Source organism: Pseudomonas sediminis (assembly GCF_039555755.1).
Taxonomy (GTDB): domain Bacteria; phylum Pseudomonadota; class Gammaproteobacteria; order Pseudomonadales; family Pseudomonadaceae; genus Aquipseudomonas; species Aquipseudomonas mendocina_D.
In genome coordinates this window covers 454,124-478,651 of the sequence record NZ_CP154631.1, presented here as the reverse complement: position 1 = coordinate 478,651, position 24,528 = coordinate 454,124, and the positions used below count along the sequence as shown (strand labels likewise).

The 24,528-nt window shown below is 60.2% G+C and carries 23 protein-coding genes and 3 pseudogenes; 5 read left to right on the top strand and 21 right to left on the bottom strand.

The window, feature by feature from the left end; translation table 11 throughout:
* Positions 1-156: 156 nt before the first annotated feature.
* From AAEQ75_RS02365 to AAEQ75_RS02350, 4 genes are all read right to left on the bottom strand, one after another.
* Positions 157-369 carry a hypothetical protein gene (locus AAEQ75_RS02365; RefSeq protein ID WP_343350774.1) on the bottom strand — a complete coding sequence of 71 codons (213 nt, stop codon included), beginning with the start codon at positions 367-369 and terminating at the stop codon, positions 157-159.
* Positions 370-920: 551 nt separating this feature from the next.
* Positions 921-2,192, bottom strand: a complete 1,272-nt coding sequence (locus AAEQ75_RS02360) for a tyrosine-type recombinase/integrase (RefSeq protein WP_343350773.1) — start codon at positions 2,190-2,192, stop codon at positions 921-923.
* 157 nt (positions 2,193-2,349) lie between these two features.
* Positions 2,350-4,803 (bottom strand): site-specific integrase, encoded by a 2,454-nt coding sequence (locus tag AAEQ75_RS02355; protein WP_343350772.1) that lies wholly within the window; start codon positions 4,801-4,803, stop codon positions 2,350-2,352.
* A 206-nt stretch (positions 4,804-5,009) separates the two neighbouring features.
* A complete protein-coding gene (locus AAEQ75_RS02350; protein ID WP_143511268.1) occupies positions 5,010-5,696 on the bottom strand; it encodes a ribbon-helix-helix protein, CopG family in 687 nt (228 codons plus the stop codon).
* Between the two features lie 682 nt (positions 5,697-6,378).
* On the opposite strand from AAEQ75_RS02350, the gene AAEQ75_RS02345 reads away from it, so the two are divergent.
* Entirely contained in the window at positions 6,379-7,191 is an 813-nt protein-coding gene (locus tag AAEQ75_RS02345) for a hypothetical protein (protein ID WP_143511269.1), read from the top strand.
* 58 nt (positions 7,192-7,249) lie between these two features.
* The gene (locus AAEQ75_RS02340) at positions 7,250-7,438 is read left to right on the top strand and encodes a helix-turn-helix transcriptional regulator (protein WP_143511270.1); all 189 of its coding nucleotides are present in this window, start codon (positions 7,250-7,252) and stop codon (positions 7,436-7,438) included.
* Between the two features lie 374 nt (positions 7,439-7,812).
* On the opposite strand, the gene tnpC is transcribed toward AAEQ75_RS02340, so the two are convergent.
* The 3 genes from tnpC to tnpA all read right to left on the bottom strand — a co-directional run bounded on the left by tnpC (position 7,813) and on the right by tnpA (position 10,055).
* The gene (gene tnpC / locus AAEQ75_RS02335; RefSeq protein ID WP_343350771.1) at positions 7,813-9,324 is read right to left on the bottom strand and encodes an IS66 family transposase; all 1,512 of its coding nucleotides are present in this window, start codon (positions 9,322-9,324) and stop codon (positions 7,813-7,815) included.
* A gap of 63 nt (positions 9,325-9,387) precedes the next feature.
* A complete protein-coding gene (tnpB, locus tag AAEQ75_RS02330) occupies positions 9,388-9,723 on the bottom strand; it encodes an IS66 family insertion sequence element accessory protein TnpB (RefSeq protein ID WP_003241496.1) in 336 nt (111 codons plus the stop codon).
* The gene (gene tnpA / locus AAEQ75_RS02325; RefSeq protein WP_343350770.1) at positions 9,720-10,055 is read right to left on the bottom strand and encodes an IS66-like element accessory protein TnpA; all 336 of its coding nucleotides are present in this window, start codon (positions 10,053-10,055) and stop codon (positions 9,720-9,722) included. Before tnpA ends, tnpB begins: the two co-directional genes overlap by 4 nt.
* 157 nt (positions 10,056-10,212) lie before the next feature.
* Between tnpA and AAEQ75_RS02320 the strand changes: the two genes are divergently transcribed.
* Positions 10,213-11,193: an inovirus Gp2 family protein gene (locus tag AAEQ75_RS02320; protein ID WP_143511271.1), complete on the top strand. Its 981-nt coding sequence runs from the start codon at positions 10,213-10,215 to the stop codon at positions 11,191-11,193.
* A 13-nt stretch (positions 11,194-11,206) separates the two neighbouring features.
* On the opposite strand, the gene AAEQ75_RS02315 is transcribed toward AAEQ75_RS02320, so the two are convergent.
* The 8 genes and pseudogenes from AAEQ75_RS02315 to AAEQ75_RS02280 all read right to left on the bottom strand — a co-directional run bounded on the left by AAEQ75_RS02315 (position 11,207) and on the right by AAEQ75_RS02280 (position 19,143).
* On the bottom strand, positions 11,207-12,142 hold the full coding sequence (locus tag AAEQ75_RS02315; RefSeq protein WP_430523440.1) for a DUF4113 domain-containing protein: 936 nt from the start codon (positions 12,140-12,142) through the stop codon (positions 11,207-11,209).
* 35 nt (positions 12,143-12,177) lie between these two features.
* A pseudogene (gene istB, locus AAEQ75_RS02310) lies at positions 12,178-12,756 on the bottom strand (IS21-like element ISPst3 family helper ATPase IstB); the annotation flags it as partial.
* A 139-nt stretch (positions 12,757-12,895) separates the two neighbouring features.
* Positions 12,896-13,987 (bottom strand): IS5 family transposase, encoded by a 1,092-nt coding sequence (locus tag AAEQ75_RS02305; RefSeq protein WP_343349782.1) that lies wholly within the window; start codon positions 13,985-13,987, stop codon positions 12,896-12,898.
* Positions 13,988-14,076: 89 nt separating this feature from the next.
* Entirely contained in the window at positions 14,077-14,502 is a 426-nt protein-coding gene (locus AAEQ75_RS02300; protein WP_343350769.1) for a group I truncated hemoglobin, read from the bottom strand.
* 2 nt (positions 14,503-14,504) lie between these two features.
* Positions 14,505-15,359, bottom strand: a complete 855-nt coding sequence (locus AAEQ75_RS02295; protein ID WP_343350768.1) for a DUF3034 family protein — start codon at positions 15,357-15,359, stop codon at positions 14,505-14,507.
* Positions 15,360-15,361: 2 nt separating this feature from the next.
* Complete coding sequence (locus AAEQ75_RS02290; RefSeq protein ID WP_343350767.1) at positions 15,362-17,710, bottom strand: putative bifunctional diguanylate cyclase/phosphodiesterase; 2,349 nt, start codon at positions 17,708-17,710, stop codon at positions 15,362-15,364.
* Entirely contained in the window at positions 17,694-18,365 is a 672-nt protein-coding gene (locus AAEQ75_RS02285; protein ID WP_343350766.1) for a methylamine utilization protein, read from the bottom strand. The genes AAEQ75_RS02290 and AAEQ75_RS02285 overlap by 17 nt, the downstream gene beginning before the upstream one ends.
* 85 nt (positions 18,366-18,450) lie before the next feature.
* A complete protein-coding gene (locus tag AAEQ75_RS02280; protein WP_343350765.1) occupies positions 18,451-19,143 on the bottom strand; it encodes an NUDIX domain-containing protein in 693 nt (230 codons plus the stop codon).
* A gap of 99 nt (positions 19,144-19,242) precedes the next feature.
* Here AAEQ75_RS02280 and AAEQ75_RS02275 point away from each other — a divergent pair.
* Positions 19,243-19,901, top strand: a pseudogene (locus tag AAEQ75_RS02275) (nicotinamidase); the annotation flags it as partial.
* Here AAEQ75_RS02275 and istB (AAEQ75_RS02270) read toward each other — a convergent pair.
* The 3 genes and pseudogenes from istB (AAEQ75_RS02270) to AAEQ75_RS02260 form a co-directional block, all read right to left on the bottom strand.
* Positions 19,871-20,107, bottom strand: a pseudogene (gene istB, locus AAEQ75_RS02270) (IS21-like element ISPst3 family helper ATPase IstB); the annotation flags it as partial. The pseudogenes AAEQ75_RS02275 and istB (AAEQ75_RS02270) overlap by 31 nt on opposite strands.
* A complete protein-coding gene (gene istA, locus AAEQ75_RS02265; RefSeq protein WP_343352310.1) occupies positions 20,100-21,599 on the bottom strand; it encodes an IS21-like element ISPst3 family transposase in 1,500 nt (499 codons plus the stop codon). The gene istA and the pseudogene istB (AAEQ75_RS02270), both read right to left, overlap by 8 nt.
* A gap of 228 nt (positions 21,600-21,827) precedes the next feature.
* A complete protein-coding gene (locus AAEQ75_RS02260) occupies positions 21,828-22,172 on the bottom strand; it encodes a hypothetical protein (RefSeq protein WP_143511428.1) in 345 nt (114 codons plus the stop codon).
* Positions 22,173-22,320: 148 nt separating this feature from the next.
* Between AAEQ75_RS02260 and AAEQ75_RS02255 the strand changes: the two genes are divergently transcribed.
* The gene (locus AAEQ75_RS02255) at positions 22,321-22,668 is read left to right on the top strand and encodes a helix-turn-helix domain-containing protein (RefSeq protein ID WP_143511427.1); all 348 of its coding nucleotides are present in this window, start codon (positions 22,321-22,323) and stop codon (positions 22,666-22,668) included.
* Here the strand turns inward: AAEQ75_RS02255 and AAEQ75_RS02250 are convergent.
* Genes AAEQ75_RS02250 through AAEQ75_RS02240 form a run of 3 tightly spaced genes read right to left on the bottom strand, consistent with a single transcriptional unit; the run spans position 22,643 to position 24,470 of the window.
* Positions 22,643-22,993 (bottom strand): hypothetical protein, encoded by a 351-nt coding sequence (locus AAEQ75_RS02250; RefSeq protein WP_143511426.1) that lies wholly within the window; start codon positions 22,991-22,993, stop codon positions 22,643-22,645. The two genes, AAEQ75_RS02255 and AAEQ75_RS02250, sit on opposite strands and share 26 nt — an antisense overlap.
* Before the next feature lie 41 nt (positions 22,994-23,034).
* Complete coding sequence (gene radC / locus AAEQ75_RS02245; protein WP_033988849.1) at positions 23,035-23,532, bottom strand: RadC family protein; 498 nt, start codon at positions 23,530-23,532, stop codon at positions 23,035-23,037.
* A 41-nt stretch (positions 23,533-23,573) separates the two neighbouring features.
* Positions 23,574-24,470, bottom strand: coding sequence for a hypothetical protein (locus tag AAEQ75_RS02240; RefSeq protein ID WP_143511425.1), 897 nt, complete (start codon positions 24,468-24,470; stop codon positions 23,574-23,576).
* Between the last annotated feature and the right edge of the window lie 58 nt (positions 24,471-24,528).

The following is a 24,528-nucleotide window of genomic DNA, read 5'->3' as shown; positions in this document are numbered from 1 at the left end:
GGCAGGCCGGGCTGAAAAGACGGCCTTGCGGGTGGTGCGGCGTTTAGCTGCTCATGCCGTTTGCGATCAAATTCAAAAAGTAGCCAGCGCTAGTGGCGCCGCAGTGACGAGCTCGGCGTCAAAAAAGTGCTGATGGCCATGCAGAAGAAGCTTCATTCAAAATGCTCGCCATGCGGTGGTGATTTGGTTATGAAAAAAGTCACCGAAGTCAGTGTTTTCAAGGGTTGCAGCGATAATATAACCAAAAAAAGGAGTGCCAGTTTTGGCACGTTTTGCGCCACTAGAGGCCAGTACGGTGTCAGTCCCGGCTTCCTCCAGTGCCACTAGTGGCACGATCCGGGTGTCACAAAACGTGTGTGCGACACGCATGGTGTATCGCAGCAACTGAGTGCGACATGGTTGGAGTGTCGCAATGCGCGCGTGCGACAGACCGAGAGTGTCGCATTGATGTTCTGCGATACACCCTGAATATCGCAGGCCAGACCGTGCGACACGAAGGTTGTGTCGCAAATCTGCAACCACATTGCCGGTACCGCTTGAGGCACGGTATGGGTGTCGCAATGAGCATGTGCGACATGCTGGGTGTGTCGTAGTCAGTTCATGCGACAGGGGGCGCGTATCGCAGCGTGAGCGTGCGACAGCCCAAGTGTGTCGCATTGCGGTGTCGCTAATACACGATTGGGTCTCAGTACATGAGGTGATATGCCACCGGTCAAAAAAACCAAGGTGGTAGCCGTATGTGATGACCCAGTGCCGGCGGCATTCTGGTCGCATCAGCGTTCTGCGACAGGCTGGTAGTATCGCTGATGTCTGAAAGCTTTCTAAAAATGCAAAAAGGCCGCACTGACGGCGGCCTTTATTGATCCTTCATCGCATCATCTCCAGCTGATGATGGTGCCCTTCTGCTATGAATGAAGGGGCTAGTGCAGCGTTTTCTTGGCTTTCCGGCCTCGCTTGCTACGTCCTTTCTGGCTGCTCATCAAATTCTTGAAATGCTGCCAGTTTATGGCGCCTAGGGGCAGGATGTAGCTCAGGGATCGCTCCAAGGTATCCAGCAAAAACACGGACTGCGGCTTATCGAGGTAGTGCTCGCGGGTGACTTCGAGCATATCGCTGTTATGACCCAGCAGGTTTGCAATAACGGTTGCTGGCACGCCGGACTTCTGAAGCTGTACCGCGAAAGTGCGACGAAAGCTTTTAAAAGTGAAGCCGCCACTGAGTGCAACTGGGCAATGCTGTCCGATGAAGCCGGCTCCTGTGACTGGGCCGCAGAAGAAGCGGCTCGCAGCACGTGAATATAGGTGCTTTTCGTCAAAGCGAAGCTCTGAAAACAGCAAAGCATCAGGTCCTTCGGACTGACGGCGTTCCTCGACGAAGTCCAGAAAGCCCATTTCGATCAGCTTCGAGCAAATTGGGATCTCGCGCTCCGACTGCGCATTCTTTAGCGACTTGTTGAAGCCATGGGCGTTGATACTGATTAGGGGCACGCCATGGGCGTCATGGAACACATCGTTAACACGTAGCTGGCAGATTTCGTTGAGTCTGCCACCGGTGAAGAGCCCAAGCGGCATCAGCCAAAAGCAGTAGCTATGTGCGTCTTGGCGAACTTGCGCTGCCGGTGTGCCTGGCGCGTAGTTCTGATAGGGCCAGCTATTGAAGAGGCTGACCAGATTGGAATCCAAAAAGAACTTGGTGACCTTTGCTTTGGTGGTCTGGCAGCCCTCGGCTTTGAGCTCTTCATCGGCGATCAGCTTTCCCTTCAGTGCCTCGTTAATCATGCGATTGAACAGCTGATAGTAGGCCTGCAGGTTTTCTCCCTGGCTTCCTGAGGTGCTGCCTTTTCTGAGTAGCAGCGGGAGCTTATCCCGGATCGCATCAATGTCAGCACTGCCCAACTCCGACACTCGGCGCTGTGGGTTGTCCTCGGTGAGTACTGACTTCAGCTTGGCCATCCGGGCTTGGATCATGTAGGCAGTCTTGGGGGCGTAGTCGTTTTCGCGAAGGAAACGAGCCAGAACTGTATCCAAAAATTCGCTGAGGAGCGGGGAGTGATGAAAGCGATAAATCGCGTCGGCAATACTGGAGAGGTGCGGTAGTGCCAGCTCCAAGCTTTTTTCATGCCCGGGGGCGGCCACCAGGGTTAGGCCGTGGAGGATTGGAGCGGATAGGTGCGGAGTGTTTACAGCATTCATAGGTGCCTCACTAGTTAATTGAGGCACCACAATATCACTGGCTATGTAACCAGTAAATATGAAAATTGCAAAATAATATAATTATCCGCCTCCATTGACAAGTTGTCAATAGATTTTTTTTCAGTGCGGGGAGGGCGATCTCCCCGCGCCGCCTCAGCTATCGGGTGATGCGGGATTGCCAGTGCCGTTTTTCAGCCCAACCGGTGGCCTTGGCCTTGTCGACTCCAGCTGGGCGGCCGATGCGAAAGACGCCTTGCTTGGCTTGCAGCGCCTTGTAGTGGCTGTAGTGGATGTGCGTAGTCGAGGCCTCAAAGTCGATCTTGTCGAGCTCCTCTTTCAGCACATAGCTCGGGTAGCAATCGCCATAGCCGCCAGTGGTGCTGCGGTCGGCGTGGCCGACCAAGGCTTTGCCGATCAGCATGTCCAGCTTTTGTCGACGGAACTGCTGAATGAACGTATGCCGCAGGCCATGAAAGGTGAGTTCGTCATCGCCCAGTCCGCATTGTCCCAAATAGCCTTTGTCATCTTTGTCTGAGCCCCGGTACCAGCGACTGGCTGTGTGCCCGGGCGAAAGGTCGCCATACACGCGAAGATTTTCAAAAAGCGGCGCTGACAGATCACTGCCATTTGCCTCCAGGCGCTGCTGATGAAACGCCAAGAAGCCGGCTTCAAGAATGACCTTATGTAGCGGCACGAGGCGCTCCGAGTCGACAGTTTTCAGCTGCCGCGCCCCGGAGCTGCTGATGCTGATTACCCATACGCCAAGCTCTTCACGAATATCGCCGAGCCGAAGCTGGCAAAGCTCGCTCAGGCGAGCGCCAGTGTAGAGGCCGAGCAGGGGTAGCCAGAAGCGGTAGTCATCCAGGCGCCAGCGCGGCGGCGACTTGAGCGTATAGACCGGGCCATTTAGCAGTTGCTCAATCTGTCTGGGGGTATAGGTGCGCTTCCGTGGCGCGGCTGCGCCTTTGGTGCTGAATGAAAGTCCGGCAGCCAGATTCTCTTTCAAATACCCCTGGTCGTGCGCATAGCTGATGAGCGCGCGTGCCAGCTCGAAAAACTTCTTCGCTGTCCTGGCATTCAAAGGCTCGTACTTGCCGCTCTGAATAATCTGACTTAGGGGCTGATAGCGAGTGGCGCGCAAGCGATGACGATTTTTGGGGTAGCTGCGCAACTGATCGCGCAAAGCATTGAAGTCCGCGCGGGTCAGCGTGCTGAGTGGGCGATGACCGCCGACTAGCTCTGCAAGTCCTTCCAGGCGAGCATGCATGGTGATGCGGGTGCGCGGATTCTTCCATGCCCCTTCGCGTACCTGGCGCTCTTCGAACTCCCGGATGAGAGCGCCGAAGTGCCGGCAGTTCTCATGAGTGAGTGGTGGCTGGATCAGCAGGTCGTTGGAGGCGGGTGCCTCAAACAAGGCTTGTAGCTTTGCGTTTTGGGCGGGTGACAAAACACTGCCGAGAGCATTCAGCAGTGCAAGCGTGCCGGCGTCCTGGGGTGCTGTGACGGCGTCGTTTGCCGCGCTCATGTCGGGGAGGGTGTACATGGGCTCTGCAGGTGGGATGGGGCCAAGCATGCGCCGGATCAGGTCCTGAATTTCTTGCAGGGCGCGTTCGTAGGCATCCGCTGAAGGGGCTTCGATGAAGCTTTTAACCAGAATCTTGTCGATCTGGCCGAGGCTGAAATGCAGCAGGATCGACGCGAGGATCGGTGAACTAGTCAGCAGTTCGACCCGCAGTTTGTCGGGGTGGCAAGGCACGCCATTGAGCCGCGCGCCGGTCAGCGGAATAAGGAGCGTATAGAGCCCGCTTTCTTCCTGAAGAATTTGAAAGTTTTGGCAGAGGGTTAGGCGGTCGAGCTGTCCCGAGATCCGGCTGAAGTGAAACATTACGCTGTGCGCGGAGCGTGGAAGGCCCGGCGGAATATGCAGCAGATGGCGACCCTGGTCGGGGCGGGCAAAACACAGGTACTCGTAGAACGACAGCATCGTGATAAGTGGATGCCCGGTTTTGAAGATGTTCTTAGCCATCGGGGTGGTTTCCAGCACTGTGATTGCGCTGTAGATGTAAGCGGCAGCCGCGTTGGCGGTGACTGGGTCGTTAGTGCCGAGCGGCCAGTCAAAGCGGGTGAAACCGAATTTGAGGGCTTGGCGCAGGGCTTCGCTCGGATACAAGGCGAAGTGGATTTCCCCGCCTGGTTCATTGCAATAGAGCACGATGTGCTCTTGGCACTCTTTCAGCAGGCGCTCATGCCCGGCGCTCAGATCAGAGTTAGCCAGTACGGCAGGTGCAGGGCGGAGCGCCCAGATTTTCAGGTGGCTCTCCGTAAAACGGCTGATTTCGGCGTGAACAATGGCCAGGTTTGACAGAAAGCCCTCAGGATCCAGCTCAATCGTGTCGGCGCTGCTGCGCCTCATCAGATCTTCGAAACGCGGGTTGAGATATTGGGCGAGATCGCGTGCGAGCGCTTCATCATGGCCGAGTGACCAGCGGATTTGTGCTGGTAGCTGCGGGTGATTGCCGATATAGCCCGGGAAGGTGAAGTAGTACTGGAAGCCAGTTTTGGCTTGATAGACCAGGTGCTGAACACCGGTTTTGCTTTGACGCTTGGACATGATGGCATACCTATTTGGATTCACAGTTGGACTGTGTGAAATCCAGTGCCATCAAATCGTGCCTGAAACCCGCGTTTTAGACGGGTTCCAGGCTTTATTTGGTGGGCCGGGGTAATCTGAACAGATTCTCTATCTTTTTGTTTTTTATGTAGTTATTCCGGTTAATTCTTTGGCTGGAATGCTTTTTGGAATGCCATTCCATGGAGTCATGCCTTTGCCTTGGCTGGTCGAGGAATGCTGCGATCCAGGTTATGCAGCTGCTTTTTGAGCTCCTTCTTCTGCTCAGCGTAAAGCTTGTCCATCTCAGCCTTGATGAGGTAGTAGTACGCCATACCTAACTGAAGCTCAACAGTCGATGGCTCCTCCCATTTGATTTTGTGGTAGGTGAGTATCGAAAGCGCCATACCCAGGGTGAGTGCATTCTGATCCGCTAGACCTTTGGCCATCTTGGCCAGCTTTTCCATATCTCTTCCCTTGAGCGTGAGGTCTCGCTGGGCTCTGAGGTTGGTCTCCTTCATCTTTCCCAGTTTTTCGGCCGCAGTTGGCTCGCTTCGAATGAGTCTCCGGATTATTTCAGTTCTATTTGTTTTGGCCTCACTCGCCAGCGTCTGAAGCGCCTTCGCTTCTGCGTCAGATAGTCGGAACGTATGCGATTCTTTCTTGACAGCCTCTCGATATCGCTTCTGGCGAATTGATGCTCTCAACTGCTTGAACAGCAGCTCACCGTTGCCCTTCTTCTTCAAGTGCTCGCCGATTCTTTCCTTCAGTTCGCTGGTGGGCAGGTCGTCTCTCAGCCCCATTTCTCGCTTCCTTACGAGCGACTCGTGAGTCCACCGGGTCTCGTTGGCACTCAGCCCATTGAGCCACTCTTCCAAGGTGATCTTTTTTCGCATTGTCGTTTGCCTCTCCTTTGGGGCGCCGTCCTACCCTAGTTCTCCTATGGGTTTTTGTAAATTGTGACACGTGACAGATTCATATCTGTTATGCGTTATCTTTTATAGAAAATATAGGTAAAAATGTGCTGCTATATTCAGTTTTAAGCCATAGCTAGGTCAACGTATGTCCGTTACCTCAATCCTTGAAGGCCTACCGCCTGTTCTATCTCCTTTAGCTCGGTATGTTTGTCTGAGTTTGGTGTCCCGTGTGTGTAAGCCAGGGGATTCGGTAGCCGATGAAGAAGGGCTTCTGGGGCAGGGAACCAAGGCCTTGGCAAAGATCTTTGGCATGGCTGATGTGAAATTCGCAGCAGCAACTGCTGAGTTGCTGAAAGAAGGCGTTTTCTTGGATTTTGGCGTGAGCACCGGTCGTGGGCGACCTCGGAGAATGCTTCGGCTCTCAGACCAATACAGGCAGCTTCTGAGGGAAAACCCTGTGATGACTGCGCCAGGTTCTGAGCTGGTCTTGCGACTGCTCGCGTGTTGTTACGGAGGCTCGGAGTCTGTGGTTGGCGAGTCTCGGGATATCTCGAGAGCGAGAGCGGTGAGGAAGAGCGGGCGACTGTCTGTGCTTAATTGCTTGTTAGCCTGTGTCTTGTGCGCAAAGGCTGACGGTGTTGGCCTTGTGCAAGGGGTCAGCATGCACGATTTGGTTAAATGGACTGGTCTTGATTTGGCCAGTGTAAAACACCGTATCGGTCGTCTCGCTGCGCTTGGTTTCATTGCCGCTTATGTGCCAGGTGGGAACTCTCCTCTGCTTACCTACAAGCGCAAGAGCCTTTATGTGATGAACCTTGCTCATGAGGTATTCCAAGGGCTTGAGCCAATCCGTTTCTATCCGATTTTGCCACCTGCTTCGGATGCTTGGGGGTGGACACTTGCAGGTGTTGCAGAGCGATTCGGAAGGCTTGAACAGCTCAGGTTGGAGGGAAGAAGAAAAACCTTACTCGAAGCGATGATGTCTTGGGTTGAGCGTCCTGAAGGGCGGATACATTTTCTTTGGGCGGCTACGGATGCTGAGTTTTTCTCTCGTTGGTTTCCTTGGCTCATCTGTGGGTATGTCGAGACTGTTCTGCAAAGTGAGAACACGCAGGAGGTTCCAATGCGCGTTCTGGTGCGTGCTTTGCTGTCGGGCAAGATCAGTGAGGACTTTTCATCAAGGCAACCAGGTGCGCAGGATCTTTGGCTGGAGCTATGGAATCACTACATGCCAATCGTCGAGGCACCTGGGCAACCTGAACCGAAGTGGGGGGCTGATAGCCCGCAACCGATGATCAGTTCGCATCGGGGGGATGTTGTCACTCTGATTTGTAGATATGTACTTGAGGTGATCCAAGAGATTAGAGCGCAGCATCCAACGCTCTCGGGGCCACAGCTCAGAGGTGCAAGGCTCCTTTGGTTTGATAACGAGGAGCAAGGGCCTGGCCTAGTGTTGGCTCTTGGGAATCGATAGCCAAAGTACTTTTTTACAAACCCTGGTAATCCTCTGAACGTATAACAGGAGCCCGTTCATGAGGATCATCCGTTTGAAAGAGGTCACCAACTCGACTGGTCTTGCCCGGTCGACGGTCTACAAATACATCGCTGAAGGCACATTCCCCAAGCCCGTGTCACTCGGTGATCGTTGTGTTGGTTGGGTTGAGGAGGAGGTACACGACTGGATTTCGGCTCGAATCGAAGAGCGAGATCTGAGTAGTTAGTGCGATCCCTTTAGGCATAGAGACCGTGGCTACCGCTGGCCACGGTCTCTATGCCGTGAAGCCTGAAAAACTCAGCTAAGTCGGTGGTATGCAAGTCAAGGAAATCGCCTCAGTTTACTGGGCGACAGTCAAATGGATTTCTCCAGTCTGCTGGGTGAGGTGGTCTGTATGGCTGCGGGTTCTAGTTTTATAGATCACACAACCAATCAACCTGATAGCTATCCACCATCCAGTCGATACGTCTATCCCTGAGAGCACCTACTCGTCATCCCTTCAGGCGATAGCCTCATGATCGCCTGAGAAGCGCTGTTGCTGTCCTACACAGCAACAGCTGAGGCACCTCAGTGTGAGTAATTAAAGTAAGCGAACGGGCATCACACCTTGCCGGCGGATACCCAGTTGTGCGGCAGCAGCTCGGCCAGGGCACTGGCCTTCTGCGTCGGCAGGCGCATGAGCACATCCTTCAGGTAGGCGTACGGATCGTGTCCGTTCAGGCGGGCTGACTGGATCAGCGTCATCAAGGCTGCGCCACGCTGGCCACTGCGTAGCGAGCCGGCAAACAGCCAGTTGGCGCGCCCCAGGGCCCAGGGGCGGATCTGATTCTCGATCCAGTTGTTGTCGATGGGTAGGTTGCCGTCATCCAGGTAGCGCACCAACGCTGCCCAGCGCTTGAGGCTGTAGTCGAGTGCCTTGGCGATCGCGCTGCCTTCCGGCACCTTCTGCCGCTGCCCAAGCATCCAGCTATGCAGGCCATCGATGATCGGCCTGGCTTTGTCCTGGCGCAGTTGCCGTCGCTGTGCGGCGAGCAACTCTCGCCCTTCGCGCTCCACCTCGTACAGCTGACCGATGTACTGGAGGGCCTGCTCGGCCAGTTGGCTCTGGTTGGCGGCATGCAGGTCGAAGAACTTGCGCCGTGCATGGGCCATGCAGCCGATCTCGGTCACGCCTTGCTCGAAGCTGGCCTTGTAGCCGGCGAAGTCATCGCAGACCAGTTTGCCTTGCCAGTCACCCAGGAAGCTGCGCGCGTGCTCGCCGGCCCGGCTCGGCCTGAAGTCGTAGACCACGGCCTTGAGGTCGGCGAAGGGGCTGGGTGCATAAGCCCAGACGTAAGCCCGCTGGGTCTTCTTTGTGCCCGGGGCAAGCATCTGCACTGGGGTTTCGTCGGCGAGGATGACGTCCTGCTGAAGCAGGCAGTCGCGCAGGGCATCGACCAGGGGTTGCAGCTGGACACCGCAAGCGCCGACCCATTGCGCAAGCGTGGAACGCGCAATGGCCAGCCCGGCGCGGGCGAAGATCTTTTCCTGGCGGTACAGCGGCAGGTGATCGGCGAACTTGGCCACCATGACCTGAGCCAGTAGCCCGGCAGTCGGGATGCCCTTGTCGATCACCTGCGCAGGCACTGGGGCCTGGATCAGCGTTTCACACTGGGCGCAGACCCACTTGCCACGGATATGCCGCTCGACGGTGAAGGTGCCCGGGGTGTAGTCGAGCTTCTCGCTGACGTCTTCACCGATGCGCTTGAGCTGGCAGCCGCAGGCACACTGGGTGCTGTCCGGCTCGTGAAGTATCAGCGTGCGCGGCAGTTCGGCCGGCAGCGGCGCTCGCTTGGGCTGCTGCCGTGGCTCGCGCTTGGCGGGCTCTGGTCGGGCCGTTTCAAGCTCTGCCTCGATGGCGGCGATGTCGGCCTCGATCATCTCGTCCAGCAGATTGAGCTGGTCGGCATTGAGCTGCTCGCTGCGGCGGGCGAAGCGGTGGCGCCGCAGCACGGCGAGTTCGTGGTTCAACCGCTGGTTGAGCGTTTCCAGGTGATCGACGCGCTGACTCAACTGCGCGGCCAGTTGGCGCAGTTGCTCGGGTGTCAGGTGATCGAAAGCGGCAGGACTCATGGCGCCGAGTGTGCTGATTGTCGGCCCCCTCGGCGATAGGCCATTGGCCTAATTGCACCCCGGCTACAGGAGCCTGATCTCGGCATCCGGCCCAAGACGCTGCCAAGGCAGGCCGACCACCAGGGCCTGCAACTGCTCGGGGCTGAGTTCCAACTGCTGTCCCTGCCAATTACCCGACCAGACGAAGCGCCCTCGATTGAGCCTGCGAGCAGCCAGCCAGATGCCGAAGCCATCGTGCACCAGCACCTTCATCCGGTTGGCGCGCTTGTTGGTGAACAGGTAGGCGCAGTGCGGCTGTGCCGCACCGAACACTTGAACCACCCGGGCCAACGCGGTTTCGGTGCCGGCGCGCATGTCCAGCGGCTCGGTGGCGAGCCAGATGCGCTCGATACGGATCACTTCAGCAGCTCGCGCAGGAAGCGGGCGCAGCCTTCAGGGTCGTTGCCCGGCCACTGCACCGACAGTTTGCCGGCCCGATGGGGAATTGCGATCTGGATGGCCCTGTCGGCCGCACTCGGGGTAGCCGGCACGCTCGGGACGAGAGGAATTGGAATAAAACCTGAGGGTACCGCGGGCAACTGTGCCTGCTGGCGGCGAATCCACTTGTGCACGAGATTGGCGTTAAGGCCGTGGCTCAAGGCCACGCCGGCAACCGAGGCGCCGGGCTGGGTACACTCCTCGACGATCTGGGCCTTGAAGGATTTGGGATAGGAGCGGCGTTGGCCTGGCACGGGAGATCCTCTGCAAAGGGCTTGAAATGGTGTCCACCAAAAACAGGTGGACACCATGCCGCTAGCTGGAAGAACCGGGGAGGTGTGTTGGCCAGACGCTTACTAATTAAAAACAATCAATGCACTTGGTGTGGACAAACCACACAGGTGCATCGTCATGCTCAAGCGTAATGCTTCCAAACCCCTCAACCAGTCCCAGGTATCGATCCTGATCGAGAAGCTGGTGCTCACTATCCAGAAATACGACAGGCCCATCCGTCGTCATGAGCAGGGGTTAAAGCAATACTTCAACCACATCGAACAGATGCTCGGTCTGTTCGATGGTAACTACGATTACAGCTACAGCTCTCACCTACAGGTCTTCCGAGAGGCTGTTCAAGACGTAGGAGTCCAGTTCGGTCCATTTGGGCTGGACTCCTATGATGAAGACACAGATCGTCCCCGTGATACCGTTCAGACGCTATCAGCTCTTGCAGAACGCATCCGTGTGCTGACACGCCGGCAAAAATACCGTCGCGTGCAATACGATCAGCGCCAGCAGGCTAAGAAGCTCCAGAGCGGTAACCGTCGATATGTCGATGGCATGTTTACACGGCACGCACGTTTGCTCGTGGTCAGGGTAAACCTCTACTACCGCGCTGCAGCGCAGGATAGGCTCAGGGTTGAGCATGTTTTTCGTGATTTGGACGAGCTCATCAATGAGCTTCGCTACAACGCTATTTTTGATCACGAGATCGGCTACATCTGCGCTATCGAGCAGGGGAAATACCCTGGTGTCCGTCACGAGAATGGCGGTGAGCGGGAGGGTAGGTATGGGCGGGGCTTTCACGCCCATGTGGCATTCTTTTTCGACGGATCGAAGGTCAGGGCAGACGTCTTCAAGGCAATACAGATAGGCGAGCTTTGGCAAGAGATCACGCGTGGCCGTGGCTGCTATGACAGCTCCAATCACAACAAGGAGGCGAAGCACGGTGACCGGCTCGGTGTAGGTATGGTCCATCGAGATGATTGGGCGAGACGTGAGCGTCTTTACACCGTTGTGGATTACCTAGCAAAAGATGATCAGCATCTGCGCTTGAAGCCTGCGGGGGCGCGCTGCCTGCGTAAGGGCAATCTGAACCGTGTTCGTCTCAGATAAGTGAATGGGAAGGCTACTTGGCCTTTGCAACCATTAACTCAGACCAGCGAGTGGTGTATGCGGGGGAGAGCAATTCTCTGCGCATAGCCCACTCGACAGGCTTGGCGATGCGTCCCGGCTGCAGCGTTCCGCGTCCCCAGCGATTGTTGATCGCATCCAGGGTGCTCATCAGTCGCTCGGTTTTCACGGGCTGCTCGGGAGCAAACAGATCCGGCGTGTATTCGTTCCTGCGACACAGATCTAGCAGCATCACCTGAGCCTTGGCGTAGCTGAAGCCCTCTCTGAAGACCTGCTGCAATCCAGCCTGGACGGTTTTGATGATCAGCCTGCTGTCATCGGTCGGATAGGGCAGTTGGCAGAGGATGCCATTGGCGTACTTAGCCTCGGTTGGGTTGAACATCCCAGTGCGCAGACTCACACGCACCTGCCGGCAGAGCGACTCCTGCTTGCGCAGTTTTTCAGCAGCGCGCGTGGCGTAGCTGGTCACGGCTTCCTGGATGGGAGCTAACTCACGCAGGCGCTTGCCGAACGAGCGGCTAGAGCAGATCTCCTGCTTTGGCTCGGTCTCGTTCTCGATCTCCAGGCACGCCACCCCGCGCAGTTCGCGCACAGTTTTCTCGACCACGACATTGAATCGCTTGCGCAGTGTCCAGGCATCCATCTGCGCCAAGTCCCAAGCGGTCTTGATTTGCATGCCTTCCAGGTGCGAACGCATGCGGGGACCAACTCCCCAGACTTCCTCTACGGGCATGGCCTTGAGCAGCTTGTCGCGACGAATCGGATCGCGGATTGTTGGCGCTGATGGAATATTGACCCACCCTGCCGATTGAAATTTGACCCAGGGCGGATTGCTGATTTTTTTACCAGCAACTGTGGATAAGTCTACCAGCGCAGCTGCTTTTGAACCCACTCCTTCGCTAGCCCAGTTCAGCTGTTGAAGACCTGCCACATGCAGCCATGCAGCAGGCCGTCGTCGCCATGAAATCAGAACGGCTCATCGTCCTCCGGTTCCTGGCCGCCCTTACGCTTTCGCTCCCGTGATTTGATCTTGGCCTGGGCCGCCAAGCTACTGTGTTGCAGGCGATAGGACTCGTTACCGGTTTCGACGATGTGGCAGTGGTGGGTCAGCCGATCCAGCAGGGCGGTGGTCATCTTGGCGTCGCCGAACACGCTCGACCATTCGGCGAAGCTCAGGTTGGTGGTGATCACCACGCTGGTGTGTTCGTACAGCTTGGACAGCAGGTGAAACAGCAACGCACCGCCAGCCTGGCTGAACGGCAGATAACCCAGTTCGTCGAGGATGACCAGATCCATGCGCAGCAGTGCCTGGGCGATCCGCCCGGCTTTGCCGTCGTGTTTTTCGCGCTCCAGCAGATTGACCAGATCGACCGTGGAGTAGAAGCGCACGCGCTTACCGTGCCGGGTGATGCCGGACACGGCCAGCGCGGTGGCTAGGTGGGTTTTACCGGTGCCTGGCCCACCGATCAGCACCACGTTCTGCGCGGTGTCGGTAAAGGCCAGGCTGGCCAGCTCGCTGATCAGGCGTGCGTCGGCGCTAGCAGCCTGTTGAAATTCGCCGCGATGATTACGTCCACTGCTTCTGGCAGCAGCGGTCGCGCTCGTTTACTTCCCGTTTAGGGCGCCAATCGATGGAAATAGCCCGATTTGGCGTGCTCCAGGCGCACCTTCCCCGTCAACGCGCTCATGCCATTGAGCCTGTAGCCAGCAACTTCGGCAGACGCACCAGGTTGCTTGCCGCCATGGCCAGCTGGAACAGCGCGTCGACACGCTCAAGTCCGCGTTGCTTCACCTGGCGCAGCCCGGCCGCCGCCTTGAGCCAGCCGAAGTGGGTTTCGATCCAGGCGCGAATCTTCAGGCTCAGACCATAGCCGGCGTGGCGCGTGGTACGGCCATCGATGGCGCTGCGCCGACCATTGGTGTTCTGCGCAACATGGGGTGTCACGCCGAGGGCACGACAGGCGGCCACGAAGTCTGCCGTATCGTAAGCCTTGTCCGCAGCCAAGGTGCGTCGACGGCGACCACCCAGCTTGCTCAGCATCGCCAGCGCGGCTTCGCGTTCGCCACGGCCACAGGCCAGAGTCACATGAGCACTGCGCACCAGACCACTGCGGTGTTCCATCAGCACATGCCCCATGTAACTCAGCTGCGCGCCGGTCTTGTGGCTCTTTCGGTACAGCCGGGCATCCGGATCGCTGGTCGAGGCGTGGGTGTCGTTGCTGCGCTTGTGCCCCTTGAAGTCCGGCGGGGCATTGCGTGGTCCGGGGCCTTGATCGTCTGGCGTATCGTCCTTGGGACGGAAACTCTTCTGAGAGGCCCAGGCTTGCAGCAATGTGCCGTCGACCGAGAAGTGCTCATCCGAGATCAGCCCCTGCTTCTCCGCCAGGCGTACCACCTCGCTCAGAAACCCGGCGGCCACTGCCTGGGCATTGAGGCGGTCACGATTCTTCGAGAAGACCGAGTGATCCCACACCGGGTCATCAATGGCCAGGCCGACGAACCAGCGGAACAGCAGGTTGTAGCCCAGCTGTTCCATCAGCATCCGCTCGCTGCGCAGCGAGTAGAACAACTGCAGCAACTGCGCCCGCATCAGCTTCTCGGGGGCGATCGAGGCGCGGCCGGTGTCGGCATACAAGGTGTCGAACAGGGCGCTCATCCGCTGCAGAGCGGTGTCTGCCAGCTTGCGGATGGCGCGCAGGGGGTGAGTCGCTGGCACGAAGTCATCGAGCTTGGCGACAGTGAACAAGGATTCCTGAGTGATATCGGCGCCACGCATGGAAAACGGGGTTCCCGGCAGATTGGAGCCAATATCGTAAACCTTACACAGCAAAGTCAGACAGGCCGTAGGCGAATTTCAACAGGCTGCTAGCGCCCGATGATCTGACCGCGCATGGCCGCCAGACGCGCCAGCAGGCGGTTCTGCACCGGCACGGCGACACCCTCGGCGTCCATCGCGTCGATCAAGTCTTCGACCAGCGCGTTGAAGTCGCCGCGGTCGATATTCAGCCCCTTGTGGCTCTCTTCCATGCTGTCGCCACTGTATTCGCAGGGGCCGCCGGCCTCGACGCAGAACTGCTCCACCAGCTTGTCGCGCAGACGCTCGATATCGACGTCGTCGTAGTGATGGGTGATGCGCGGATTGCGCGCGGCGTTGAGCAGCATGCCCTCGACGATGCGGGTGATCCCCGGCAGCTCGCCGAGGCCGCGGTACAGGCTGTCGTCCTTGGGCGGCGGTGGGCTGGCGGCGCAGGCACCGAGCAGCAGAGCCAGGATGATCGACAATCCGCGCATGATCAGAAGCTCCCCTGCAGGGACAGGTAGACCCCGTCCTGATGATCGAGGCCGGCGATCTCGCCGAGCCGGGCATAGGCCAGCACTACGGCCAGGTGCTTGTTGGGGAAGTAGCCGACGAACAGGTCGGACCAGTCGTTCTCGCCGGCGAAGCTCAGGTTGTCCGGCTTCTCGCGGTACTCCACCCCCACCGCCCAGCGCGGGTTGAGCAGCACGGCGATGGAGCCTTCCTTGAGCAGCGAATGCTCGTCGCGGCGGTCACCGCCGAAGCCCAGCAGGCCCTGCTCGTTGGCCCGGCTGTAGCGCAGGTTGCCGTTGAGCAGCAGGTTGTAGCCGAACGCCGCACCGAGCAGCAGGCGGCTGGTGGCGAGATAGGCCTCGGTGTCCTCGTCACGCTGGGCGCCGACCAGGCTGGGCACCAGGAAGTCCTTCTGCCGTTTGTGCTCGATGCCCAGGGACACCTGCGGCAGACGGTCGTAGATCAGGTCGCCGAACAGGCGCACCTTGAGGCCGAGGATGTCCTGGCTGAGGCTGTTGTCCGGCAGGTTCAGATCGCGGGCCAGGGTGCCCAGGTCGAAACGCTGGCGGGCGTAGGACAGCTCGACGCGATTGCCGTAGGACACGGCCAGGCCGCCGACGTCCAGGCGGTAGTCGCCGGTCTCCACCCGCGTCAGGAAGCTGGTGGCGCCCCACTCGCCCTCCTCGCCATAGCCGGCCAGCACCGCCCAGGGCACGATGCCGCCGCCGGCCGCACCGTCGATGCTGGTGGCACCGCCGGTGGCCAGCAGGCGCCCCTGCTCGGCGCCGGCCAGGGCCGGCAGCAGGCCGCAGAGAAGAAGGATCAGGCGTGTGCGCATGCTCAGAATACCTTTGCCAGTTGGGAGCCCTGCCATTGCCGCAGCCACTGCTCGAAGGCGGCGGCCGGCATCGGCTTGCCGATCAGATAGCCCTGGGCGGTATCGCAGCCCCAGCGCGCCAGCAGCTCCAGCATAGGGGCGAGCTCCACGCCCTCGGCCACCACCTTGAGGCCCAGGCTGTGGCTCATCTCGATGGTGGAGCGGACGATCACCGCGTCCTCGCTGTGTTCGTCCAGCTCGCGGATGAACGACTGGTCGATCTTCAGCTCCTGCACCGGCATGCGCTTGAGCTGGGCCAGGGACGAGTAGCCGGTGCCGAAGTCGTCCACCGATAGCTGGATGCCGCAGGCGCGCAGGCGCAGCAGCACATCCAGGGCGCGCTGCTGGTCGCGCATCATGGCGCTCTCGGTGATCTCGAACACCAGCTGCTCGGCCGCCACGCCCTGCTCCGCCAACTGTCGCTGGACCCGTTCGGCCAGCTGCAGATCGACCAGGTCCTCGGCGGAGATATTCAGCGACACCTGCATGACCAGGCCATGGCCGTTCCATTCATGCAGCTGGCGCAGCGCCTCGCCGATCACCCAGGTGGTGAGCAGCTGGATGCTGCCGGTGCGCTCGGCCAGCGGAATGAACTCGCCGGGAGACACCATGCCGTAATGCGGATGGTTCCAGCGCAGCAGGCATTCGGCCTCGTGCACGCGGCGCGCGGGTATATCCAGCTTGGGCTGGTAATAGAGGATCAGCTCGCCGCGCTCGGCGGCGTGGCGCAGATCGCGCACCAGCTTGATCTGCCGCTGGTGGGCGGCGTCGCGGCCCTCCTGATACAGCTCCAGGCGCCCGGACTGCTGGGCGGCGTCCTGCATGGCGATGGCGGCGCGGCGCAGCAGATCGTCCGGGCTGTTGCCATGGGTGGGATAGGCGGCGATGCCGATGCTGCAGTCCAGGACCACGTCCAGGGTACCGACGCGCATCGGCTTGAGCAGCAGCTGGTACAGACGGTCCGCCGCGGCGATGGCGTTATCGCTGTCGCTGTTCTCCAGCATCAGCAGCATCTCGTCGTTGACCAGCCGCGCCAGGCTGTCGCCGGGGCGCAGGGTAGCCTGCAGGCGCCGGCTGAGCTGCTGCAGGGCCAGGTCGGCGCCATCGGCGCCACAGCTGTCGAGAATGGAGCGGAAGTTGCCCACGCCGATGTGCAGCAGCGCGGTGGGCCGCTCCGCGCTGATCGCGCTACCCAGCCGCTCCAGCGCCAGGGTGCGGTTGGGCAGGCCGGTCAGGGCATCGTGCAGGGCGTTGTGGGCCAGCTGCCGCTCCCGCTCGGCGATGCCCTCCTGCATGCTGGTGAAGGCCTGGGCCAGGCTGCCCAACTCGTCGCGGCGCTGCAGGGTAATCGGGGTGAAGTAGTCGCCGAGGCCGATGCGTCGCGCCACCCGCGCCAGCTCCTGCACCGGCTGCGCCAGGCTGCGCGCCAGCAGCAGCGCGCCGAGCAGCGAGCCGAAGAAGGCGGCCAGGGCGATCAGCAGAATGTCATGGTCCAGCGAGGCGAAGGCCTGCTCGGCCTGGTCCAGGGATTTGTGCAGCAGCGCCAGCACCTGGTAATCGCCGGCGCTGGCCAGGTTGCGCCATTCGCCTAGGTAGCGCTGGTCGCCGGCCTGCAGCAGGCGGCTGCCGCTGTCCTGTTTCTGCTGCAGGATTTCCTCGCGCAGGTGCTCATGCACGCTGGGAGGCAGGGTGCTGATCCAGCCGGTGGCCGCGCCGCGCTCAATCGATACCAGGGTCAGCTCCAGGTGGGTCAGCTCGCGCAGCTCCTGGGCGAAGTTCTCGTCGATGTGGAAGCCCATCACCACCCGGGCGATCGGCAGCGGCGCGCTGACAGCAGAGGCCACCAGCAGGTAGACCTCGCCCTCCACCGGCAACAGGAACACCTGGGCGCCCTGCCCGGCCTGCTCGGCCACCCGCCCGGCCAGGCGCTCGGCCGCCGCGGCGCCGATGCGCTGGTCGCTGCTGACCTGCAGGGCGCCGTCCAGGGCCAGCAGCAACACGGCGTCGGCATTGATGCGCGCGCCATGGTTGGCCAGCGCCGAGCGAATGGTGTCGCCGTCGCCGCTGGCCACCGCGTCCTTGAAGCCGAAGTCGGCCGCCAGCACCTGCACCGCATCGCGCAGCTGGCTGCCGCGCAGCTCGATCAGCTGCTCCAGCACCCGGCCACCGACGCCGAGGTCCTCGCGCAGCTGGCTCTGCACCGCCACGCCGGTGGCCGCCTTGACCGAGAAGTACAGCGCGCCCACCACCACCGACAGGAGGAGGATCAGGACCCCGGCGATGCGCGCCTGAAAGCTATGGCTGAACTTCACTCGCCGCCTTCCTGAAGGCCTCGCCAAAGGCACTGGGCTTGGGCGCAGCCGGGGCCACGGCAGCGCCAGCCAGCCGCAGCGGGAAACGCTGGCTCAACCCGGCCGCAGGCACCTCGAGGGTGCCGGCGCTCAGCGGCAGCATGTTCTCCAGCTGCGGGTGCCACAAGGTGACCTGGTAGCTGCCCGCAGGCAGGCCATCGAGGATCAGCCGGCCCTGCTCGTCGCTGACGGCAAACCAGGGATCGTCGGTGACATAGACGTAGCCGACCATCCAGTCGTGGATATTGCAGCCGAGCACCACCACGCCGGGCTTGTCGAACAGCACCGGCTCGCTCGGCGTGCCCTTGTACAGGCGCAGCTCGAAGCGTTTGGTCGGCGAGAAGGAATAGACGTGGTGGCGGATGTCGTCGCTGTTGGGGAACTTCACCGAGGTGCCGCTGCGCACGGCCAACACGCTGGGCATGAACTGCTTGTCGCGCTGATCCATGATCGCCGGCTCGTTGCGCGCGGAAGCACCCACGCCCTTGAGGCTGAGCACGGCGTTGGCCAGCGGCTGGCCCTGGCCGTCCACCAGCTCGGCGGCGAGCCCGGCGGCGCCGGCCGGCAGGGCGATGCAGCTGAGGAGCAGAGCCAGGGCGGCGAGGTGGCGCTTCATGGTGGCGACTTCCACTGCCCGTCGGCGCGGGCGACTGTACTTCGGGAGTTTCTGCAGTTTAGCCGACAGCCCGGCCAAATTCACCTCAGGACAGCACGCTGCGATCGAAAATGAACCCTCCGGCGGCCTGCGGCCGATGCTCCAGCAGGTTCTGCGGGCGGCCCATCTTCGGCTGGTTCTTCTCCCCGCTGTCCAGCACCCAGCCCTGCTGCTTCATCTTCTCCAGCCGCCCACGCAGGGTGGTGTGCTGCACCGCCTGGCCGAGGCAGGCCTGGAACGCGCTTAGCGCTTCGGTGACGGTGAAGCGCGGCGCCAGCAGGTACAGCGGCAGCGCGGTGTACAGCGCCTTGCCGGCAAGCCGCTCGGCTGCCTGGAGCACCAGTTGGGCATGGTCGAACGGCAGTGCCAGGCGCCCCTCCAGCACCTCGCTCAAGGTAACGAAGCGCAGATCAGCCCCCTGCAGTTCGACATCCGGCGCCAGCAAGGCCAGATAGAAGGTCGACAACGACCAGCCGCGCGGGTCGCGGACCGCGTTGCCGACGGTGGCGACCTGCTCCAGATGCGCCGGGGCGATGCGCGCCTTGTCCTGCAGCGCGCGTGCGGCAGCAGCGTCGAGACTGGCATCAGCGCAGCGACCATTGACCAGCACGCCGGGCAATGCCCATTGCTCAGCGAACGGCGCCTGGGCGCGGCGGATCAGCAGCAATTGCAGCTCCCCCTCCTCGCCCAGGCGCAACGCCACGATATCCACCCCGGCCAGCACTTCGGCAGTACTCATGCCTTCTCCTGAGAATCTTCATACTTATTCCATCTTGACGAATAACTCACAGAATTTCACCCCTGGCAGAGAAAAGCGCTTGCCAACTTATTTCATCAGATGGAGTATGTAGCCATCTCCAGGGCAACGAGGAATGCCAAGATGAAAATCGCCAGCTTTGACGTCGATGCACAAAAGGGATTTACCCCCTGTGTCCGGACGAGCTTCCGGTTCCCGGCGGCGATGCCATCGCTCCGCTCCTCAACCAGCTGGCCTGCCGGGCCAGCCTGCGCCTGGGCAGCAAGGATGCGCACAGCCCTCAGGCCGCATGGGTGGTGCCGAACCACGCGCAGATGCTACAGCCGCTGGCTCTGGCCAATGCCGACCTGTCCTGGGTCAGCCACTGCGTGCCGGGTACCCCGGGCTTCGAGCTGCTTGACGGGCTGCCGGCACCGATCGACTACGACTACTTCGTATGGAAAGGCGTAGAGCCGGATCTGCACCCCTATGGCGCCTGCTACCACGACCTGGCCGAGCAACGCAGCACGGGCGTCATCGAGTTTCGATGGCAGCGGGACGTCGGCAGAGTTCTGATCGGTGGCCTGGCCCTCGACTACTGCGTCAAGACCACTGCCCTGCAACTGCGCCGCGCCGGCTTCGTGGTGGACGTGCTGCTGCCGGCCTGCAGGGCCATCGCCGAAGAAAGCGCCAACACCGCCTGCGCCGAAATGCGCGCCGCCGGCATCACCCTGCTAGAGGCGTTGAAATCGAAGCTGGCCAGATCGCGGTGCATCGGCAGCTTGGCCATGTTCATCTGGTGGCTCACCGAGCGCATGGCGCGATCTGTGTGCTCTTGTTCCAGCAGGTGTTCGAGCAGCCACTTGGACGAGGCTGTGTTCGACTCACCCTGTGCAGTTAACTCCGCCCAGGCCGTGGCCATGCCGTGCAGGCGCAGCTCCTTGAGTTCCGCCATCAAATCACGCATGACCGACCTCCTCGGCCTGGCCACGCAGGCGGTCGTAGCGCGCCGTGTTAGCGACGGGGGCTTCCTTGAGCGACAAGTGGGTTTCGACGCTGGGTGGTGGTTCGGATGCTATCAGCCGTGCCACGACATTGAGGATGTGTTCGGCGCTCAGGCTGCCGCTCTCCAGTACCAGTTCAACGGCTACCAGCACGGCATCGAGTCCGGCGACCGGTACGGCAGCCAGGACTTGCGCCATGATCCGGTCACCGCCGGCATGACGCCCCAGGCCGTGCTTAAGCTGACGCAGCGGCACCGGCAGATCAGCAAAGGGCGCTCCGTTGCGCAGCGCGCCAGGCTTGCGCTCAATCAGCGGGATGTAGTGCTGCCAGTCGTAGCTGACCTGGTCGCGATCCAGCAAGCGCGCATGGCTGGCAATCAGCGCATCATCGGCCACCACCTCGATGCGCGTCGGATACAAACGGCTGCTGACCCACCTACCTGCGTACTCACACGGCACCGAGTAGCGGTTGCGCCCGACGCTGACCAGGCAGGTGCTGGAGACCCGCGCAGGCCGCTCGACGTAACCGTCGAATGGCGCTGGCACAGGCATCAGTTCAGCGCGCTCCAACTCCAGCACTTCGGCCACACTCAGACCGCTGTATTGAGGGTGCGTCAGCTCGTTCCAAAGCGCGCGGCAGCGCTGGCCCAGCCAGGCATTGAGTTCCTCGAAGGAGTGAAACTGGCAGTCCTGGGCGTCTAGCCAGATACGCCTGCGGCTGTCTTGCACGTTCTTTTCAACGATGCCCTTTTCCCAACCAGCGGCGACGTTGCAGAAGTCCGGATCGAACAGGTAATGCGCGCACATCACCGCAAAGCGTGCATTCACCGCCCGGCCTTTGCCCTTATTGACCTTGTCGACGGCGGTCTTCATGTTGTCGTAGATGCCCCGGCGCGGCACGCCGCCCAAGGCACTGAATGAGCGGGTATGGGCGTCGAATAACATCTCATGGCCCTGGCTCGGATACGCCACCAGCCAGAACGCACGGCTGGCACACAGCTTCAGGTGTGCCACCTGCATACGCCGGTAAATGCCGCCGACCAGCAAGCCTTCCTCGCTCCAGTCAAACTGAAACGCCTCGCCAAGAGCAAAGGTCAGCGGCACAAAGGCCTGCGACGCCTTGCCCTGTCCCCCTCGCCAGGCACGGATAAACGCGGTGAGCTGGCTGTAGCCACCGTCATAACCATCGGCTTTGATTTGCGCCAACAGCGCCTTGGCACTGCGCCGCTGTTGCTTGGGGCGCAGCGAATCGGCTTTTAGCGCCTGCTCTAGCGTGGCGTGAAAAGGGCTGAGTTTGTTAAAGATCGCGCGGCGTTGGTACACCGGCTGCTTGGCCTCAGGTGCTCTGACCCACTTGCGAATCGTGTTGCGCGCCAGCCCGGTGCGCTTGGCTATCTCATGCAGCGACAGCTTGTCGCGGAAATACATCCGGCGGATTTTGCCCATCATTTCCATACTGATCACCCTGTGTTCTCCTGCTCAAAAATTGAGCAGAAGCAGTTGAGCACCTGGGTCAGTTTTCAGTCGGCAGAACAGCCTCTACTGGGTCAGTTTTCGGTCAGCGGCAACAATGGCAGCGATCAGCGTGGCAGCAAGGCCGAAAATCAGTTTGGGGTTTGTGGTCAGATTCATGATCGAACTCCCTTCGTATGGTGAGCGGCTGGCCACTCGGTATGGGGTGGGTTACTTCTTCTTTTTCTTGTAGCGAACGACGATCCGGTTATGCACCGGGTACTTCTCGATCTCGTAGTCGGGGTTGAAGGTCACCAGGTTGTGCAAGGCAATACTGGTCGCCGAGAGCAATCCAAATGCCCCCGTGACTCCTCCTGCAAAACTGCCGGCTGCGAGGCCAACGCGGCCTACGGTGTAAACGCGACAGGTCAGTCCGGTGACCTCGATCTTGCTTTCGACCAGGCGAACGGCTTCGATCAATTTGCCGCTGAGGCCCACGACCTCAAACGACTCTTTGCGGCTGATGAGTTGAGGCAACTTGGCGGTGGCCAAGTCGTCGAATGTCAGTTGTGTCATGGTGAAGGTCTCGCTTATTGCGCAATGAAGGGTTTTGCAGTGTCGACTTAGATGGATGCTTATCGACTCTATGGGTTGGATAACAACCTTTGAAGCCCTTCATGTCAAGAGGATGGCATTCGACCATTCAGGTTGATCTGGAGGGTGTATGCCGAAGTCTGAAGAAACGAACCTGGCCAAAGTGGTGGGCTTGGCGATTGCCAGGCAGCGCATGCTGTGCGAACTGACTCAAGAGCAGGTCGCCGAACGGCTAGGGATTGGTGGTGAAGCGGTGTCGCGTATCGAGCGTGGCATCGTGATGCCGAACATCGAGCGTCTGATGCAGTTCGCTGAGATATTTGGCTGTGACGCTGCGGATCTGCTGACCCAAGCCAGCCACCGGCCTGAAGACCAGGCCGTGCGTATCAGCCAGATGCTCAACCAGCTCACACCAGCAGATCGTCAACTGGTGCTGGAGATGATCGAGCGTCTCACCCAACGCCTGAGTCAGGATTGAGTTCAGGTGCGGGCGCCTGGTTGAACAGCGCCCCGCAACGCAGGCACAGACAGTCGTGTTGCATGAACTGAAAGCGCCGGGTTTCTTGCAGAAAGGGTTGGTTCTCAGCCCATTGCCGCTGAGCCAGTTCAATCCCTTGCGTCACAAATCTCAGCACCTGTTCCAGGTGGAACGGCTCCACTCCAGGTGATGCAGCCTCTGGGTCGGACGGTCGCCGTGCCGCATTCATAAAACCGCCTATGACGCTGGCCAGCATGGCAAGCGTGCCGACCGCTTCGTTGGACAACACAGCGGATGATTCACAGATCAAGCAGCGTGTGGACATGATCGCTCCTCGGGCGTGATGGTGCCCGCAGCAAAGGGTGGTTAAAGCAAGCCCTGTTCAGCCAGCGACACGATGCCTTCTGACCCCACGATGAAGTGATCCAGCGTGGTGGTGCCAACCATGGCCAGTGCGTTTTTGAGTGTCTGCGTCAGGCGTATATCTGCCTGGCTGGGCGAGGGATCGCCGGAGGGATGGTTGTGCACCAGGATCACTGCAGCGGCGTTTTGTGCGAGCACGGTTTTGATGACTTCACGCGGATAGACGCTGGCTGCGTCGAGGGTGCCGCGAAACAGTTCCTCGAAACTGATCACGCGGTGTTTGCTGTCGAGCAACAGCACCGCGAAGACTTCGTGCGGCAGATCCTGCAGCAGCACTTGCAGGTGTTCCCTGACTTTGTGTGGATCAGTCAGCGCGCGGCCTTTACTCAGTCGCTGAGTAGCTAGCTGTTGGGCCATGCGCAGGATGTCGTTTTCGCTGACGGGCGAATCCACCAGGTAACTGCCGGCGACTTCACCGGCCCTGAGCTTGTGAAATTTCATGGTGTGTCTCCGGATGGCGAGCCGAGTCGGCCCGCCTGTGGTTAGGCTGACGGTTCGAGCTGTTGGGATTGGGCTTCGAGCTTTTCAGCGAGTGACTGGGTGTGAACGGTGCTGTCGGGTTTCGACGCGGCGGGCTGACCGTCCGGAAAGAACTCTTCAGCAATGGCGCTGCTGTCCTCGCCGTCGTCCTCGAAGATGCCGTTGCCCAGACCGACACGCGCGGTGGCATCCAGCGCGGCTTGATCAAAACCAGCCGTCTGGCGCGCCTCATCCAATTCACGCGCAGTAAGTAACGCTTGCTCCACGGTCATGCCGCTGCGCAGCGTCAGATCGACGTAAAAGATCGGCGTGCCATGGCTCTGCCGTGTGGATTTGCCACGTAGACGCAACTCCAGCGGCAGGCACGCCAGACGATCACCCGAGATGGCCCGGAAGTACTGCAACCGGGCTATCAGCGTGCGGATGCTGTTGAAGCCAGTGGTGCGAAACACGAAGCTGCCCAGGGCATCCTCATCGCCAATCACCACATTCATTCGTCCGTAGGGCTTGCAGGCGTTGCCCTTGGCCAGCGGGCAGGCATCGGGTGATGGGCAGGGCAGCGATTGAACGCCGTCCTTACCGATGCGCTTGCAGGTCTCACCATTACCGACACACACCGGTCGACCGTTCTGCCGATCAAACAAGGTGTAGTCGGCGCGGAAGTTCAGCTCCGGTTCGTTGAACAACAAGCGCACCGGGATGCTGCGCAGCTTGTCGTCTTTGCCCTGACGCAACTCGTCATTGAGCGGGTGCAGCAGCCAGCCGTCTTTGCCTTGTACCTGAGAGGTGATGGTGAATTGGTCGTCTTTCTCGGGCAGGCGCTTGCCGTTCTTCTCGACGATCTTGCCGATGGAGATGCGCCCGAGCACGGGCGGGGTAATTGCTAGACCTTTGAGCATGATGGCGCTCCTTGAAATAAAAAAGGCCAGTCAGCAGCGCGAACTGCATGGACTGGCC